This is a genomic window from Agathobaculum hominis, assembly GCF_014288055.1.
Lineage (GTDB): Bacteria > Bacillota > Clostridia > Oscillospirales > Butyricicoccaceae > Agathobaculum > Agathobaculum hominis.
The window spans coordinates 156,200-169,015 of record NZ_JACOPK010000004.1; the positions used below are offsets into that span (position 1 = coordinate 156,200).

The 12,816-nt window shown below is 56.5% G+C and carries 15 protein-coding genes; 1 reads left to right on the forward strand and 14 read right to left on the reverse strand.

All coding sequences use genetic code 11. The annotated features are described in order from the left end of the window. Nucleotides 1-75: 75 nt before the first annotated feature. The 7 genes from thrS to H8S02_RS05710 all read right to left on the reverse strand — a co-directional run bounded on the left by thrS (nucleotide 76) and on the right by H8S02_RS05710 (nucleotide 6,638). On the reverse strand, nucleotides 76-1,830 hold the full coding sequence (gene thrS / locus H8S02_RS05680) for a threonine--tRNA ligase (RefSeq protein WP_186969696.1): 1,755 nt from the start codon (nucleotides 1,828-1,830) through the stop codon (nucleotides 76-78). A 485-nt stretch (nucleotides 1,831-2,315) separates the two neighbouring features. Continuing rightward, the gene (locus H8S02_RS05685) at nucleotides 2,316-2,852 is read right to left on the reverse strand and encodes a YcxB family protein (protein WP_186969697.1); all 537 of its coding nucleotides are present in this window, start codon (nucleotides 2,850-2,852) and stop codon (nucleotides 2,316-2,318) included. 433 nt (nucleotides 2,853-3,285) lie between these two features. Then, entirely contained in the window at nucleotides 3,286-3,618 is a 333-nt protein-coding gene (locus H8S02_RS05690; protein ID WP_186969698.1) for a helix-turn-helix domain-containing protein, read from the reverse strand. After that, nucleotides 3,608-4,165 carry a hypothetical protein gene (locus H8S02_RS05695; protein ID WP_186969699.1) on the reverse strand — a complete coding sequence of 186 codons (558 nt, stop codon included), beginning with the start codon at nucleotides 4,163-4,165 and terminating at the stop codon, nucleotides 3,608-3,610. The genes H8S02_RS05690 and H8S02_RS05695 overlap by 11 nt, the downstream gene beginning before the upstream one ends. 172 nt (nucleotides 4,166-4,337) lie before the next feature. Further along, entirely contained in the window at nucleotides 4,338-5,192 is an 855-nt protein-coding gene (locus tag H8S02_RS05700) for a peptidoglycan recognition protein family protein (protein WP_186969700.1), read from the reverse strand. Further along, nucleotides 5,192-5,650: a phage holin family protein gene (locus H8S02_RS05705; protein ID WP_186969701.1), complete on the reverse strand. Its 459-nt coding sequence runs from the start codon at nucleotides 5,648-5,650 to the stop codon at nucleotides 5,192-5,194. Before H8S02_RS05705 ends, H8S02_RS05700 begins: the two co-directional genes overlap by 1 nt. Nucleotides 5,651-5,672: 22 nt before the next feature. Next, nucleotides 5,673-6,638, reverse strand: a complete 966-nt coding sequence (locus H8S02_RS05710) for a tyrosine-type recombinase/integrase (RefSeq protein ID WP_186969702.1) — start codon at nucleotides 6,636-6,638, stop codon at nucleotides 5,673-5,675. A 149-nt stretch (nucleotides 6,639-6,787) separates the two neighbouring features. Between H8S02_RS05710 and H8S02_RS05715 the strand changes: the two genes are divergently transcribed. After that, the gene (locus tag H8S02_RS05715; RefSeq protein ID WP_207722075.1) at nucleotides 6,788-7,318 is read left to right on the forward strand and encodes a pyocin knob domain-containing protein; all 531 of its coding nucleotides are present in this window, start codon (nucleotides 6,788-6,790) and stop codon (nucleotides 7,316-7,318) included. On the opposite strand, the gene H8S02_RS05720 is transcribed toward H8S02_RS05715, so the two are convergent. From H8S02_RS05720 to H8S02_RS05750, 7 genes are read right to left on the reverse strand one after another with little or no spacing between them, the layout of a single operon-like run. After that, nucleotides 7,315-8,151 carry a hypothetical protein gene (locus tag H8S02_RS05720; protein ID WP_186969704.1) on the reverse strand — a complete coding sequence of 279 codons (837 nt, stop codon included), beginning with the start codon at nucleotides 8,149-8,151 and terminating at the stop codon, nucleotides 7,315-7,317. The two genes, H8S02_RS05715 and H8S02_RS05720, sit on opposite strands and share 4 nt — an antisense overlap. 11 nt (nucleotides 8,152-8,162) lie before the next feature. Beyond that, nucleotides 8,163-8,693, reverse strand: coding sequence for a putative phage tail protein (locus H8S02_RS05725; RefSeq protein WP_186969705.1), 531 nt, complete (start codon nucleotides 8,691-8,693; stop codon nucleotides 8,163-8,165). Continuing rightward, nucleotides 8,686-9,744, reverse strand: coding sequence for a baseplate J/gp47 family protein (locus tag H8S02_RS05730; RefSeq protein ID WP_186969706.1), 1,059 nt, complete (start codon nucleotides 9,742-9,744; stop codon nucleotides 8,686-8,688). The genes H8S02_RS05725 and H8S02_RS05730 overlap by 8 nt, the downstream gene beginning before the upstream one ends. Continuing rightward, nucleotides 9,731-10,183, reverse strand: coding sequence for a DUF2634 domain-containing protein (locus H8S02_RS05735; RefSeq protein ID WP_186969707.1), 453 nt, complete (start codon nucleotides 10,181-10,183; stop codon nucleotides 9,731-9,733). The genes H8S02_RS05730 and H8S02_RS05735 overlap by 14 nt, the downstream gene beginning before the upstream one ends. A 12-nt stretch (nucleotides 10,184-10,195) precedes the next feature. Continuing rightward, nucleotides 10,196-10,459 carry a hypothetical protein gene (locus H8S02_RS05740; protein WP_186969708.1) on the reverse strand — a complete coding sequence of 88 codons (264 nt, stop codon included), beginning with the start codon at nucleotides 10,457-10,459 and terminating at the stop codon, nucleotides 10,196-10,198. A 60-nt stretch (nucleotides 10,460-10,519) separates the two neighbouring features. Next, the gene (locus H8S02_RS05745; protein ID WP_186969709.1) at nucleotides 10,520-12,379 is read right to left on the reverse strand and encodes an XkdQ/YqbQ family protein; all 1,860 of its coding nucleotides are present in this window, start codon (nucleotides 12,377-12,379) and stop codon (nucleotides 10,520-10,522) included. Between the two features lie 12 nt (nucleotides 12,380-12,391). Next, entirely contained in the window at nucleotides 12,392-12,808 is a 417-nt protein-coding gene (locus H8S02_RS05750) for a hypothetical protein (RefSeq protein ID WP_186969710.1), read from the reverse strand. Nucleotides 12,809-12,816 lie beyond the last annotated feature (8 nt).

The following is a 12,816-nucleotide window of genomic DNA, read 5'->3' on the forward strand; positions in this document are numbered from 1 at the left end:
CATGACAAAACTCTATGAACCTTTATTCTATTGTGACGGAGAACGGAATACCGCTTCCGCTCTCCGTTTTGCTGCTTACTTCAGCCTGTTCTTAACCTCGTAATCGAGCTTCTCGATAAATTCGCTGAGCTCCATCGGGGTGGTCTCGCCGGTCTTGCGGTTGCGAACGGAGATGATGCCCTTCTCCTCGTCCTTGTCGCCGATAACGATCATATACGGTACCTTGTGTACCTGCGCCTCGCGGATCTTGTAGCCGATCTTCTCGTTGCGCTCGTCCATGGTGGCGCGGAAGCCCTTGTCGGTCAGCTGCTTCATGACCTCCTGTGCACAGGGAATGTTGCGGTCAGTCATCGGCATGACGCGAACCTGCTCCGGAGCCAGCCAGGTCGGGAACGCGCCGGCAAAGTGCTCGGTGATAACGCCGATGAAACGCTCGATCGAGCCGAGAACGACGCGGTGAATCATGACCGGGCGATGCTTCTCGCCGTCCGCACCGGTGTACTCGAGCTCGAAGCGCTCAGGCAGCTGCATATCGAGCTGAATGGTGCCGCACTGCCAGGTACGGCCGATGGAGTCTGCCAGATGGAAGTCGAGCTTCGGGCCGTAGAACGCGCCGTCACCCTCGTTGACAACATAGTCCTTGCCGATCTCAGTGATCGCCTCGGCGAGGGTTTTTTCAGCGAACTGCCAGTCCTTGAGCTCGCCCATGTGGTCCTCCGGCATGGTGGACAGCTCGATCTGATAGGTCAGACCGAAGGTGGAATATACCTCATCGAACAGGCGGACAACGTTCTTGATCTCGTCCTTCATCTGATCCCAGGTCATGAAGATGTGGGCATCATCCTGCGTGAAGCAGCGGACGCGGAACAGACCGTGCAGCGCGCCGGACAGCTCGTGACGGTGTACCAGACCCAGCTCGCCCACGCGCAGCGGCAGCTCCTTGTAGGAATGCGGCTGAGACTTGTAAACGAGCATGCCGCCCGGGCAGTTCATCGGCTTGATTGCGTAGTCCTCGTCGTCGATGACGGTGGTGTACATGTTCTGCTTGTAGTGATCCCAGTGGCCGGAGCGCTCCCACAGCTTGCGGTTGAGGATCATCGGAGTGGAGACCTCAACGTAGCCATAGCGCTTGTGAACCTCGCGCCAGTAGTCGATGAGCGTGTTCTTGAGGATCATGCCGTTGGGCAGGAAGAACGGGAAGCCGGGGCCCTCCTCGGTCAGCATGAACAGACCGAGCTCCTTGCCGAGCTTGCGGTGGTCGCGTTTCTTCGCTTCTTCGAGCATGTTAAGGTACTGGTCAAGCTCGTCCTTCTTCGGGAACGCGGTGCCGTAGATACGCTGGAGCATCTTCTTGGAGGAGTCGCCGCGCCAGTAAGCGCCCGTAACGTTCATCAGCTTGATGCCGTTGCCCTTGACACGGCCGGTGGAGTCCAGATGCGGACCTGCGCACAGGTCGGTGAATTCGCCCTGCTTGTAGAAGGAGATCGTAGCGTCTTCGGGCAGGTCGTTGATCAGCTCTACCTTGTACGGCTCCTCGCGCTCCTGCATGAGCTTGACAGCTTCCTCACGCGGAAGCTCGAAGCGCTCGAGCTTTTCCTTCTCCTTGCAGATCTTGCGCATCTCGGCCTCGAGTGCGTCCAGATGCTCCTGCGTGAAGGAGAACGGTGCATCGAAGTCGTAATAGAAGCCGTTTTCGATAGCCGGGCCGATGGCCAGCTTGACCTCCGGGTACAGACGCTTTACCGCCTGAGCGAGGATGTGGGAAACCGTGTGACGGTACGTGTCACGGTATTCCTTGTTTTCAAACGTGTACTTGTTGTCCTCAGACATGGTTTTATCTCACCTTTCCTGTCAGTTTTAACAAAAATAAGCGTAATCCGTGCAGATAAAAAAATTCCGCTCACCGCTGAGTGTGAGACTCAGGGGTGAGCGGAAAGCCCACGGTACCACCCTGCTTGCAGAGCCTCGGCATCCGATACACGAGGTTTCGGAGAAGGCGTTTCTGCCGCTTGGGGTCTTATAACGCAGACGAAACGATACAGCTTCAGCACTTTTCTAAAGGCATTGGGCCGTACAGCTCGGGAAACCGGTAGCCGTTCCTTGAGGTCTGCGGACGCTTTCAGCCGCGTCATCCGCTCTCTTGCAGGACCGTATTTATGGAAACAGCATTTTTCCGTCGAAGCCGATAATATTGTTAAGTTTGAATTACATGGACTATTTTATACTGTAATTACTGGTTTGTCAACCCCTTTTTCGCAACCTTTTACAGAGAACAGAAGCGGCTGCGCTGCTGATGAGAACGGGGAAAACGGTGTTCAGCATTTGAGCGCCGGGTCAGAGATATTCTTTGTAATGCGTTCATAAAACGCACGCTGGTCATCCATGGTGGAGAACGCCTCGAAGGGGACGATGATGGCGGAAAACTCGTCGACAAAAATGAAGTAATGCCTGTCATCGGATGCAGTACGCTGCACTGCGTCATAGCGGTAAACGCTGTCCTCGTTCTCCCCCTTGAGCTCGAAGTCTTCATCGCGCAGGGTGAGTGTCTTGGGGCCGCAGAGCTGCTTGTTGTTGGCGTTTTTGAGGATGCGCTCGGTATTTTTCACGACTTTGCGGCGCATATACCACGGCGTTCCGAAAAAGCAGACCGCAGCGAGTGCGAGATAAACCAGACCGGAGACGAGTGTCAGCGCGTGCAGCCAGTACATGAGCACCGAACCACCGATGATGACGATGACAGCCGTTGCGACACGCATCATCCAGATGGAGCGCTGCACGACAGCATTGTTGTTGAAGTAGTTAAGATTAAAGTCGATGTAATCCTGTTTGGAAACACTGTATTTGAATTCCAAGGTGAAAGCCTCCTCTTTACCGTTTGGTAAAGAGTATACCATAAAAGGCAAAGGCATGCAACCGGCGCCCGTCCGCTCCCCCCTGCTGCCGGGAGAGAAAACTTGCCCGGATATCAGGAGACCTTTCAGGAAACTGTTAGATAAACCCTGTAAAAGCAAAAAAGCCGCCCTTTCTCTCGAAAGAACGGCTTTATTTGGTCCGAGTGACAGGACTTGAACCTGCGGCCTCTTGACCCCCAGAAATCTTGATATTGAGAAATGTTGCGTTTTTTCGCTAATAACGCCCGAATAATGCGAATACATCACATAAATACTGATGATTTTTGGGGTCTTTTGAATGCATAAACCGCGTCGTAAAGGACAATTAAAGGACAAGGCAAAGCCCCGGTGTTCAAATTAAACACCGGGGCTTCCCTTCTGTTTATCTCCTGCATTATCTGCTGTACAGCCCGGTGACCTGCAGCAGCAGGAGGCGCGTGCAATCCGGGCAGGTGCCGTCTTTTTCCCAGCGCTGCAAGGTGCGCATGGGAATGAGATATCGCTGAGCAAACTCAGCCTGCGTCAGGCCGAGGTGATCCCGGATCCGCCGGACGGGCATGTTCGCCGCGTCCCACAGTCTGCCGAGCTCGCGCAGGCGATCGGCGGAAATTTGAGCATCTTCCGCATCGCCCCAGATGGACGAGAGCGCCGCATCCGAGATAAAACCATCTCGATCGGCGTAGCTCAGTGCCTCTCCCCACAATACACAAAACTGCTTATCGTTCATGCTTACTGCTCCCTTCTCTCAGTTCGTTCCACTTCTTCCAAATTCCCTCATTCCTCGGCTCTCCGTCGAGGTAATCGAGGATTTCGCACACTTCCGCCGGAGATTGATAAAAGAACGCATTCGTCTCTCCGTTGTTCGTCCGGATGAACTGCATTTTCTTCGGCTTTGCCGGGAACCGGCTGCAAACAGCCTCCAGCAGGTCCGGCTGGCCGTATATCCGCAGCCGCAGCCGGCGCTGCGGAACGCCGTAACTTGAAACCTTTCTTAGATCCACTATCCCCTGCAGCTCGACGACCGCCCGGCTGAATGCCGGCCAGTCGTCCACGTCGTCCAGTGTCGGCGGCGTGAAGTTTTCCGCTGACGCTGATTTTATGCACCAGTAGTCCTTCTTTTCCCCGGTGCGGTGCTGCAGGAAAGGCCTCGTCCGCTCAAAGAGCGGGGCGACTGCGTCGATATAGTGCTTATCGACGCAGCGGACGAGGTACCGCTTTTCCTGCCAGTAGCCGAGCAGGTACAGGATAGCCTGCTGGTACCCGTTAAATTCCATACGGATCACCTTTCCTTTTCTGTGGCTTCATTGTAACGCCATTTTGGCGTATTGTCAATATTATTGTGCCATTTTGGCGCGTCAATCTCACACAAAACTCAGACCTTCTTTTTGTGCAGAAACCACAAAGCCCCGGTGTTCAATTTGAACACCGGGGCTTCCCCTTTATACCTTATTTAATATGCGCCGCGATTTTCTTAATGAGCTCGTCGCCGTACTGATACCGGCGAAGGTACTCGATGGTCTGCCCCTCCAGGCCGGCGACCTCCTGCACGGTGTCGATGGCCTCCTGCACGTCCGGCGTGCCGTCCGGCACGAACGTGCGGCACTGCGGCGCGGTGATGGCCGGCATCTGGCGCACCGCATCGTAAACCACAGTAAACCCCGCCTGCTGGAGCGACCGCATCTTGATGAAGTTCACATCATCGCGGCAGATGCACTCACACTCGTAGGTCTTGCCGTTGAGCAGGACCTTTTTCTTTTCTACCACTTCGTCCTCCTTCTTCGGTTCGGGTTCAACCGGCGCGGTCAGCCGCGCCTTGAACTTACGCCACAGGCTTTCATCACGCACCCACGGCTCCGGGCAGTCCTTACCCGTTACGTCATAATGGCGCACAACATGATCCACGTCGATGCCGTACTTGTCCATCAGCCAACGCACCAGCTCAACCGTGCGGTCTACCGTCTGCGGCGTGATGGTGTACTTGCCGCCTACGATGTCGCTGCACATTTCCACACCCAACGAATTACGGTTCATACAAATGCCGCGTAACGGGTGATGCGAGCTCTCGAGAGCGCCGCCGCAGTGCCATGCTGCATCGTTGTCGCGCACGGACTGCGTAACGCTGTCCTCATCGACAAAATAGTGTGCACTTGCCCGTCGGCCTGCGCCCTGAAAATAGTGCGCATTACCCTCGTCGGTGTCACCGTCGTTGGCGGTATAGTGCATGACGATGTACTTGATCGAATTGCCGCCGCGGCCGGAGTAGTAGTTGCTCGGATCAGCCGGCACAAACGGAATGTTCATCAATCGTTCTCCTCCCCTAACTTATCCACTGCGTCCTTTGCTGCCGCGAGCGCCTTCTGCAGCCACTGCGGCACCGGCGCGCCGAGCGCGACGGCATTCTCGACGATGCTGCCGAGCTCCGTAAGGGTGTACCACACCACTACCATCGGGCACAGCAGCACAGTGTACTCAAACGGCAGCGTAACGCCGGGGATGTGTCCGATCAGCGTGCCGATCAGCAAATCGGCGACGCCTGCGACAATGACCACGACGATGCTGCCGCACTTGTGCCAGATGCCGTCTCTGGCGGCCGGGGATGACCACTTGCCGGCGCGGCACGCCACCGCCGAGCCGGTGAGAAAGTCAACAGCCATGCAAAAGATAAAGAGCACGACCAACCAGCCGAACCACCCCCAGAGCGCGGTGAGAATGGCGATGATTGCTGCAATCGCAGCCTTAAAATGCGCTACATTTTCCATGATTTTTACCTACTTTCTTGCGTCAAGCAATGACGCGATTATATTCGTATTGCACGCGGATTGGATTGATCTCCGCATAGATGAGCGTCGTTTTCGGGTCGGTATGCCCCAAAAGGTGCTGAATAACTGTCAAGTCCATGCCAGCCGACAGCGCATGCGACGCAAAGGTGTGCCTCATAAGGTGCGGATACAGTGGACGCTCCATACCGATACGCTTGCCAAGCTTGGAAATGATCTTCTCAATTCCCCGATCGCTCAAAGGTTCGTAGGGCGCACGGCTGCTGGAGAAGAGCGCCTCTCCTCCCTTGCGGCCCTTGATGTAGAGCTGCAGCATGAGTTTCGCACGCACCGAAAAGTACACGGTGCGCTGTTTACCGCCCTTGCCGAGGACTTTGCACTTGCGCTCCTGCCAGTCGATGTCCTGCACGCGCAGACCAGCGACCTCGGACACGCGGCAGCCGCTGGACACCAAGAATTCAACCAAGGCTTTCTCCTTGTAGCCTTTACACCCGTCGCGAATAAGTTCCAGCTGCTCTGCGGTCAGAGGGTGCCGCGCACGCAGCTTGTCGATACGCAGTGACTTGATCTTACGCATAGGGTTCTTCCTGATGACGTCCTCATCTGTCAGCCACTGAAAGAATGACCGCAAGCAGTTGATGTGCGCTTGCACAGAATTGTCCTTGAGGTGGCGCTCATCGACCAGATAGGCGATGTGCTCTCTCAAGTCATCAGTCGTGATCTTCTGCACCGGTTTCTTGCATCTCTGGATCAGCACCTTGAGCCGCTCACGATAGCCCTCCAGCGTCCTGGGACGGCAGCCGTCGATACGCTTCGCCGCCAGGAAAGCGTCAACACGCCTCGGCAGATTGCTCCGCTCATACACCTTGGCAGGCATAATCTCGTAGTCATGCAAGATTTTCGCGATCTCGCCCGCACATTCGGGCATTAAAGCGTTCAGTTTAGCTAACAGGTCCATTTTTGCAGTCATAGCGCACACACTCCTTTGTGCCATTATAGCACAATAGTGATAGGGCGCCTACGGCAAAGCGACTCAAGGACTGCGGCGAGTTATCTGGTCAAAACGACGCTGATATGCTCACAGAACCCGGCTTTTATCGGGGAGGAGACACGTCGAAAATGTTGCTTCACGCCCCGATTTTCTCGTACGCATGGACTTTAGAAGTGCTTGCAAATTCAGCATGGAACATCGGAGTGACACAGCGGTTTATCGACTACGAGACCCGACGCATGTACATCCGCTCCAATCACCCTATCGAAAGCGGTTGGGAGTGGTATGACTGGCTTGAGGTTGCACAATGCAAAACGCCCGAGATGCACGAGCTACCATTGGCTGATAGTATCAATCGCCTTGGCACGGCTGCATACTGGAAAAATGCATTTAATGAAGTAACAGTAGTATTCGATTACGGCGAAAAGTCGAATGACAACTTTGTCCCAGATCAGTGGACCCTCATCGCAACACTTCCAGAAGGATTTAGGCCATTTTTGCAGTCGCAATGGGGAATGTGTAGCGATTCAGGATCTGATAATGTTGTCGCTACATATCGACTTGACTATGATGGTTCCTTGTATTACCGTGCATCTACAGCAGCGGTTAATAAAAAATCACTTGGCGGCATTCGATTTGTTTTCATTGCCCGAAATTAACCCGCGACAAAAGTCGCCTGCATATAAAGCGATTTGTCACTGGCTGTTATCGTTTCGCAAATCTCACCGTTAGATTTGATGATAATTGTAGTCGGCGTGTAGCTTGGATAGAGCAGCGCTGGCACGACGATCGCATGATCCGGCCTAAAGCCCTCGGGCAGCACTGCAAAAGTTTCGTCAGCACGAAAGCCACTCGTTCGCATTACTTCTCCGGCAAAAGAAACCACATTTTCTTGTGTGCGAAAGTATTTACATCCGAGATCGGTATAGCCGTCCGCCAAAGGAAAATTATGCACTTCTGGAGTAACGGCAAGTGATAACTTCCTCCAGCCAATCCAATGATCAATGTTGTAAATGTTGAACCAGCGTTCAAGCGTTACAACATTGGTAACATAAAGCACACGCCATTGATTAGAGGGTGCGTGCAGAGTTAGTTCGGCGCACCAGTAGCCCTCATAAGGTGTATCGGTTGTGTGCGGATCAAAACCGCACTGTTTAGGCTCTTTTTGTGCCGCTGCCCATGCTAAAGCGGACTGTTGAGATACTAAAACTGCATCCCACACTGCTCGCTTTGCCATAGCCGTCCCTACGTCCTCTTTGCTGTCGGGCATTTTGATGTCAGCCGCCGTCAGCGTCACATCCTTCGCCAGTGTCTTCCCGTTCACCGTCCGGCTCGTCGGCACGAGCCCCGCGAGCGCGGTTTTCACGCTCTGCGCCCAGGCCTCGATCTTATCCCAGTTATCATTGAGCGCCGACTTGATGTTGAACGTCTGCGCGCCGTCCTTGTCCGGCTCGTATTTGAAAAGCTCGAGCAGCTTTGTTTTCAAACTCATTTTCTCGCCTCCTAAAACGCAAAATCATGCATCGTGTGCCCCTGCAGCTCGTCGAGCGTCATACCGTCAACCTCGCGCACGAGCAGATAACGGTAGAGGTAGCTCACCGCCAGATGGCACGGGATCACGCGGTCTACCGCGTCCTGCAGCGCCGCAAGCTCCGCCGCCTCGGGCACGCCATACGCGCCGACAAACGTCAGCACGATCACGCCCTTTGCAAAGCCGACAGAAATCTCGCCGTTCTTCCAGCTGTCGCACACGCGCTGAATCAGGTCAACGTCGCACTTGCCCGAGCCGCGCCACCGTGCAATCAGCGCCGTGCGGCGCTCCTCCAGCGTGCCGGTCGAGGCCAGTCCGGCGTCCCGCTCCTCGATGGCAAGCGCCCACGTCATACTGCCGGGGAACAGCTGCTGCGTAATGTCGAGCATCTGCTCGCGCTGCGTGTCGTCGAGCGATTGGATCGCGGTAAGCAGGTCGCGCACCCACTTGTCTGTGCGGTACGCCACCGGCAGACTGCGCAGCATGTTATCAAACTCAGCCATAGGTAATTGTCACCTCTCCGAGCACCGGACACTCGCGCTCGCCGACCGCGATGTTGCTCGTGCCGCCGCCGACCGTCAGCCCCTCGAAGTCCACGACGCCGTCGGCCGACAGGATAGCCGCCGCAATCTGTCCGTACGAGACATAGCTCTGCGCAAACACTGTGCTGGCCAGATAGTCCGCAACCGCTGACTTGATGGCAGCAGTTACACTCTCCTCGTCTGCGGTGTTCGATTTGGACACCGTGCAGCTGACCGTGATGGCCTTGCCGGTCGCGGCAGTGACAAAGCACTGTGCGCCGATAGGAGCTTGTCCGCGGCCTGCACCCTCGCTGTCGGGGTCAATGTAGTCCTGCACCGACTTAACCAGTGCAGGCGATGCAGGCTGACCGGCGTTGTCCGCGATCACGACATCAACTGTGTTGACGCCCTGCACCCGCGGGAACACCTTGACATGACCGACACCGGCCACCTCAAGCGCCCACTGTACATAGTGGTAGATGTTGCCGCTCGTCGCAGGCGTGCGCAGAACGACCAGATAGCGTGCATAATACTCGCTGTCCGACTCCTCGGCATAGCCGCCGCCGATCGGCTCAGGGTTATCACACGAGGCAATGCCCTGCATCGTCACCGGCATCTGTTTTACGCTGTGCGCGGGCAGATTGCCCGCCGTGCCGTCCACCGTGCAGGTGACCGGGACGGTGCCCTCGCCCTCAATGGCAACGGTCTCGGTTGCGTAATACTGAACACCGCCGCCGCTCTCAAACAGCGTGCCCTGCTCGACCGTGCCTGTGCCGGTGACGGTCAGGCTGCCGTGTGCAAAGGTCGCCGCCTTGCGCTCCAAGCCGGAGCGCGGATAGATGTAGCGATCAAGGGCGCTGTCGTGCAGATTTTCCGGGTCAAGCTGCTGTTTGGCCTCGTCAATAGCCGTGTCCGTGCCCTCCATCCGCAGGCTGACTGCGGCTAAAAGGTCATATGTCGGAAAGCCGATGGTCTTTTGATAGCTTTCCGGCATATTGCCGAGCATCTCGTCTAAAATCTCACTCGCTGACAAACGTCGTCACCTCCTCACTCTCTCCGGTGTGCAGCCGCACCGTGAAGCGTACCTCCACGCCGCGCCGCACGCGCGTAAACTTAAAACTGTCAAGTGACCGGATAGCCGAACAGAACGCGGCGGTCTCTCGCACGTTGCGCTCAATCTCGGCAAAAATCCAGCCCTCCGGCACGCGCCGGTCAAGGCTGACCGCCTCCACGCCCGGCTGGGTCGTGCCACTCGTCCGGTAGATTGGGATTGCACCCGGTTTCTGGCGCAGCATCAGCTCAAGCCACTGCTTGACCGCCTCAATGCCCTGCCGCTCGACCAGAGCGCCGTCGATCAGCTGAAAACTGCCCGAGCGTCCGTCCTCATGGAACACAAACTCCGGAGAGCGCCCAATGCTCTCCGCGACCTGCGCGGGCAGCTCCTCCGGGATAACCGGAAACACATCGGCCATAGCCGACACCTCCTATAAAGAATCTAAAACCAGCAGCTCACTGCCTTGCAGAATGGCCGCCGCCTGCATGCCGACCTTCCACGTTTTGCTCTTTGCCGTGGCGGTCATAATCAGGCCATCTCCCGTGCTGAACTGAAATTCCTTACTTACCACAGAAAAAATCAACTTGGGCGTTACCTGCAAGACCTCGGCACGATACCAGCCTTTGGGTAGGCTCTTTGCCGCTTTTCTCGCGGTGTTCTTGATGGCCAAAGCCATCTCTGTATCCCATGCCACTGGCACGCACTCCTTTCCACATCTTCCACAGTTTTATCCACAAGCATACAATATCTTGTGTTATCCCCACGGAGTACAGAAACCGGACACCTCACCATAGCTGCGCGTTACGCGCTTGACGCTATTGGAGCAGTTGCCCTCCACCGTCTCAAATGACGATGCTCCGGCAGATATTACAATACCGATATGTCGGTCGCCCTGAATCATCAGGTCACCCGCCTTGGGCTTGTAACTGCCTGCCGATTTGTACTTGCCGCGTGATTTGAAATAGCTGCTCATATCGCCAACGTAGCCGTAGCTTGTCGGGATAGGTGCACCGGACTTATACGCACACCAGCAGATAAAATAGACACACCACGCAACGCCGTTGTGGCCGGCCCACTGGCCGTACTTGTTGATGTCCTTGCCGGACTCCTTGTACCCGACCTCGCCCAGGGCGGTGTTGATAAACGACACCGCGCTGCCCGAGCCGCCGCCCGAGCCGCCGATGATCGCAGAGCCGTTTTTGCGTCCCCAGCGATTGCACTCGGCGTTGCTGCTCATCAGCAGGTCAAAGTGGTAGACACCGTTCTCGATCTGGATCGCGCCGCCTCTGTCGTTGACAGTGTAGGTCGTGCCGTCAAGGCTTGTACCCGTGTCGCGGACGGTAATTTTCGTACCGAACGGCACAGACGGCGGTGCGGCGCAGGTTTTCTTCGACGGGTCGAGCCTGTTGCCCTGTGCATCCAGATAACCGCCCTCCAGCGCATTGTTGGCGGGGTAATAAGCGGTAAACAATGCCTTGACGATCGTGCCGCCCGCGCCGCTGTCGCTGCTGCCGGACAGATCGGGCAGGCCGAACACCTGCACCTTGTCCGTGCTGGCGGCCTTGATGGCTGCCGCGTCGGTCTTACCCTCGGCGGCGGCTCGCACCTGCTCGAGCGCCGTGATTTCCAGCGCCATTGTATGCCCTGCACCGCCGTAGTGATGCTCCACGCGCGTAACGCGGAAGTTGCCCTTGATGCCAAACGCGGGCGAGTTAAACCGCAGTACCACGCCGCTTGTCACCTCATCACAGCCCCAAATCTCGGAGATGGAGCGGGTCTGCCCTACCTTGTCGGCGTTCTTGAGCAGATTCTTGACCATCTGGCCGAGCACAGCCGTGCCGGGATTTTCCGTGACCGTTTCGATGTGCTGCATAAAGCCGTAACGCTTGATAGACGCCGCGTTGCTGGCCTGTGCGCCGATGTACGCCTTTCCGTCGTCCTCGGCAGCAATAACCACAGCGTTGCAGGTGTTCTCAATGCTGTCCTCACCGCTCACCTGACCGAGCGCCCATGTAATATCAAAGCCGGGCAAATTGTCCGCCGGACGATGGAACGCCTTGATGGGCACGGTCGGCAGCGCCTCGACCTGCAGGCCGCTGTCGTCCACACGGTGGCGGTACTGCTTGCCGGTCGCAGACGTGCAGGTGTCCAGCACATCGCTGATAATGTCAGCGGGCGTAGAGCCGGTCCACAGCTTCGTGATCTTGGTCGGCAGGCTGCACACCTTGCCGACTGTCACGCCCGCCTTGGCACACGCCTTGCGGATGACCTGATCGGCGGCAAGGTTGTTGACCTGCAGCACGATTTCGCTCTTGTTGAGATACCACCCGCGGTCGTAGGCCGTAACACCGCCGTCCAGCGTCACCGTGATAACGATGCCGGAAAAGACCGTTTTGCCCTGATTGGTCACGCGCACCTTATCGCCCGGCGCGAGTGCCAGCTTGGGCGTGTACTTGTCCCACGGCGAGATAAACGTCTTAAACGTCAGCTCTGCCGCCAGCGTGTCAAGGTCATCGGTCAAGGTCATGCCACTCGCAAACGCAGTGATATCGCGCGGCTGTGCGCCGTCGCGGTACAGTATCAGCTTGTGGTCATCGACATATCCTGCCGCCATCGGCGCACCTCCTCATTTGATAAACTTGTATTCTGTGACGGCAATGCTGTACTCCAGATCGCCGTTTTTTCGCACGGTGACGTCAAAGCTGTCCACCGTCACCGGCATGTTAAGCCGTGCCGCGCCCTTGCTGTCGAGCACGATCAGCCGGAACGGCACCTTCTTGTCGCGCCATCGGCTCAGAAAATCGACATACGCCCAACCATCTGCAGATGCCTCGGACGGCATGAACGAGTACCGGCGTACCGGCAGCAGCGCCGTCCACTCCATGTGCCGCAGACTAAGCGTGCCGATGCGTCGATAGTCGCGGCTCAGGCCCTCGTAGGTCTCGTGGTGCTGCTCCGGCTGTGGAATCGGGAAATCCGGCGGACAGTGCGGCAGCGTCCAAACCTCTTCATTGTTGTTTACGCTGAAAATAATCTTGTACACTTACCGCA

Coding starts and splice junctions, on each gene's coding strand:
- H8S02_RS05745 (WP_186969709.1), bottom strand. CDS start 12,379: ATGGCGGCAGGATATGTCGATGACCACAAGCTGATACTGTACCGCGAC.
- H8S02_RS05690 (WP_186969698.1), bottom strand. CDS start 3,618: ATGAACGATAAGCAGTTTTGTGTATTGTGGGGAGAGGCACTGAGCTAC.
- H8S02_RS05700 (WP_186969700.1), bottom strand. CDS start 5,192: ATGAACATTCCGTTTGTGCCGGCTGATCCGAGCAACTACTACTCCGGC.
- H8S02_RS05710 (WP_186969702.1), bottom strand. CDS start 6,638: ATGACTGCAAAAATGGACCTGTTAGCTAAACTGAACGCTTTAATGCCC.
- H8S02_RS05715 (WP_207722075.1), top strand. CDS start 6,788: ATGTTGCTTCACGCCCCGATTTTCTCGTACGCATGGACTTTAGAAGTG.
- H8S02_RS05705 (WP_186969701.1), bottom strand. CDS start 5,650: ATGGAAAATGTAGCGCATTTTAAGGCTGCGATTGCAGCAATCATCGCC.
- H8S02_RS05735 (WP_186969707.1), bottom strand. CDS start 10,183: ATGGCCGATGTGTTTCCGGTTATCCCGGAGGAGCTGCCCGCGCAGGTC.
- thrS (WP_186969696.1), bottom strand. CDS start 1,830: ATGTCTGAGGACAACAAGTACACGTTTGAAAACAAGGAATACCGTGAC.
- H8S02_RS05725 (WP_186969705.1), bottom strand. CDS start 8,693: ATGGCTGAGTTTGATAACATGCTGCGCAGTCTGCCGGTGGCGTACCGC.
- H8S02_RS05695 (WP_186969699.1), bottom strand. CDS start 4,165: ATGGAATTTAACGGGTACCAGCAGGCTATCCTGTACCTGCTCGGCTAC.
- H8S02_RS05720 (WP_186969704.1), bottom strand. CDS start 8,151: ATGAGTTTGAAAACAAAGCTGCTCGAGCTTTTCAAATACGAGCCGGAC.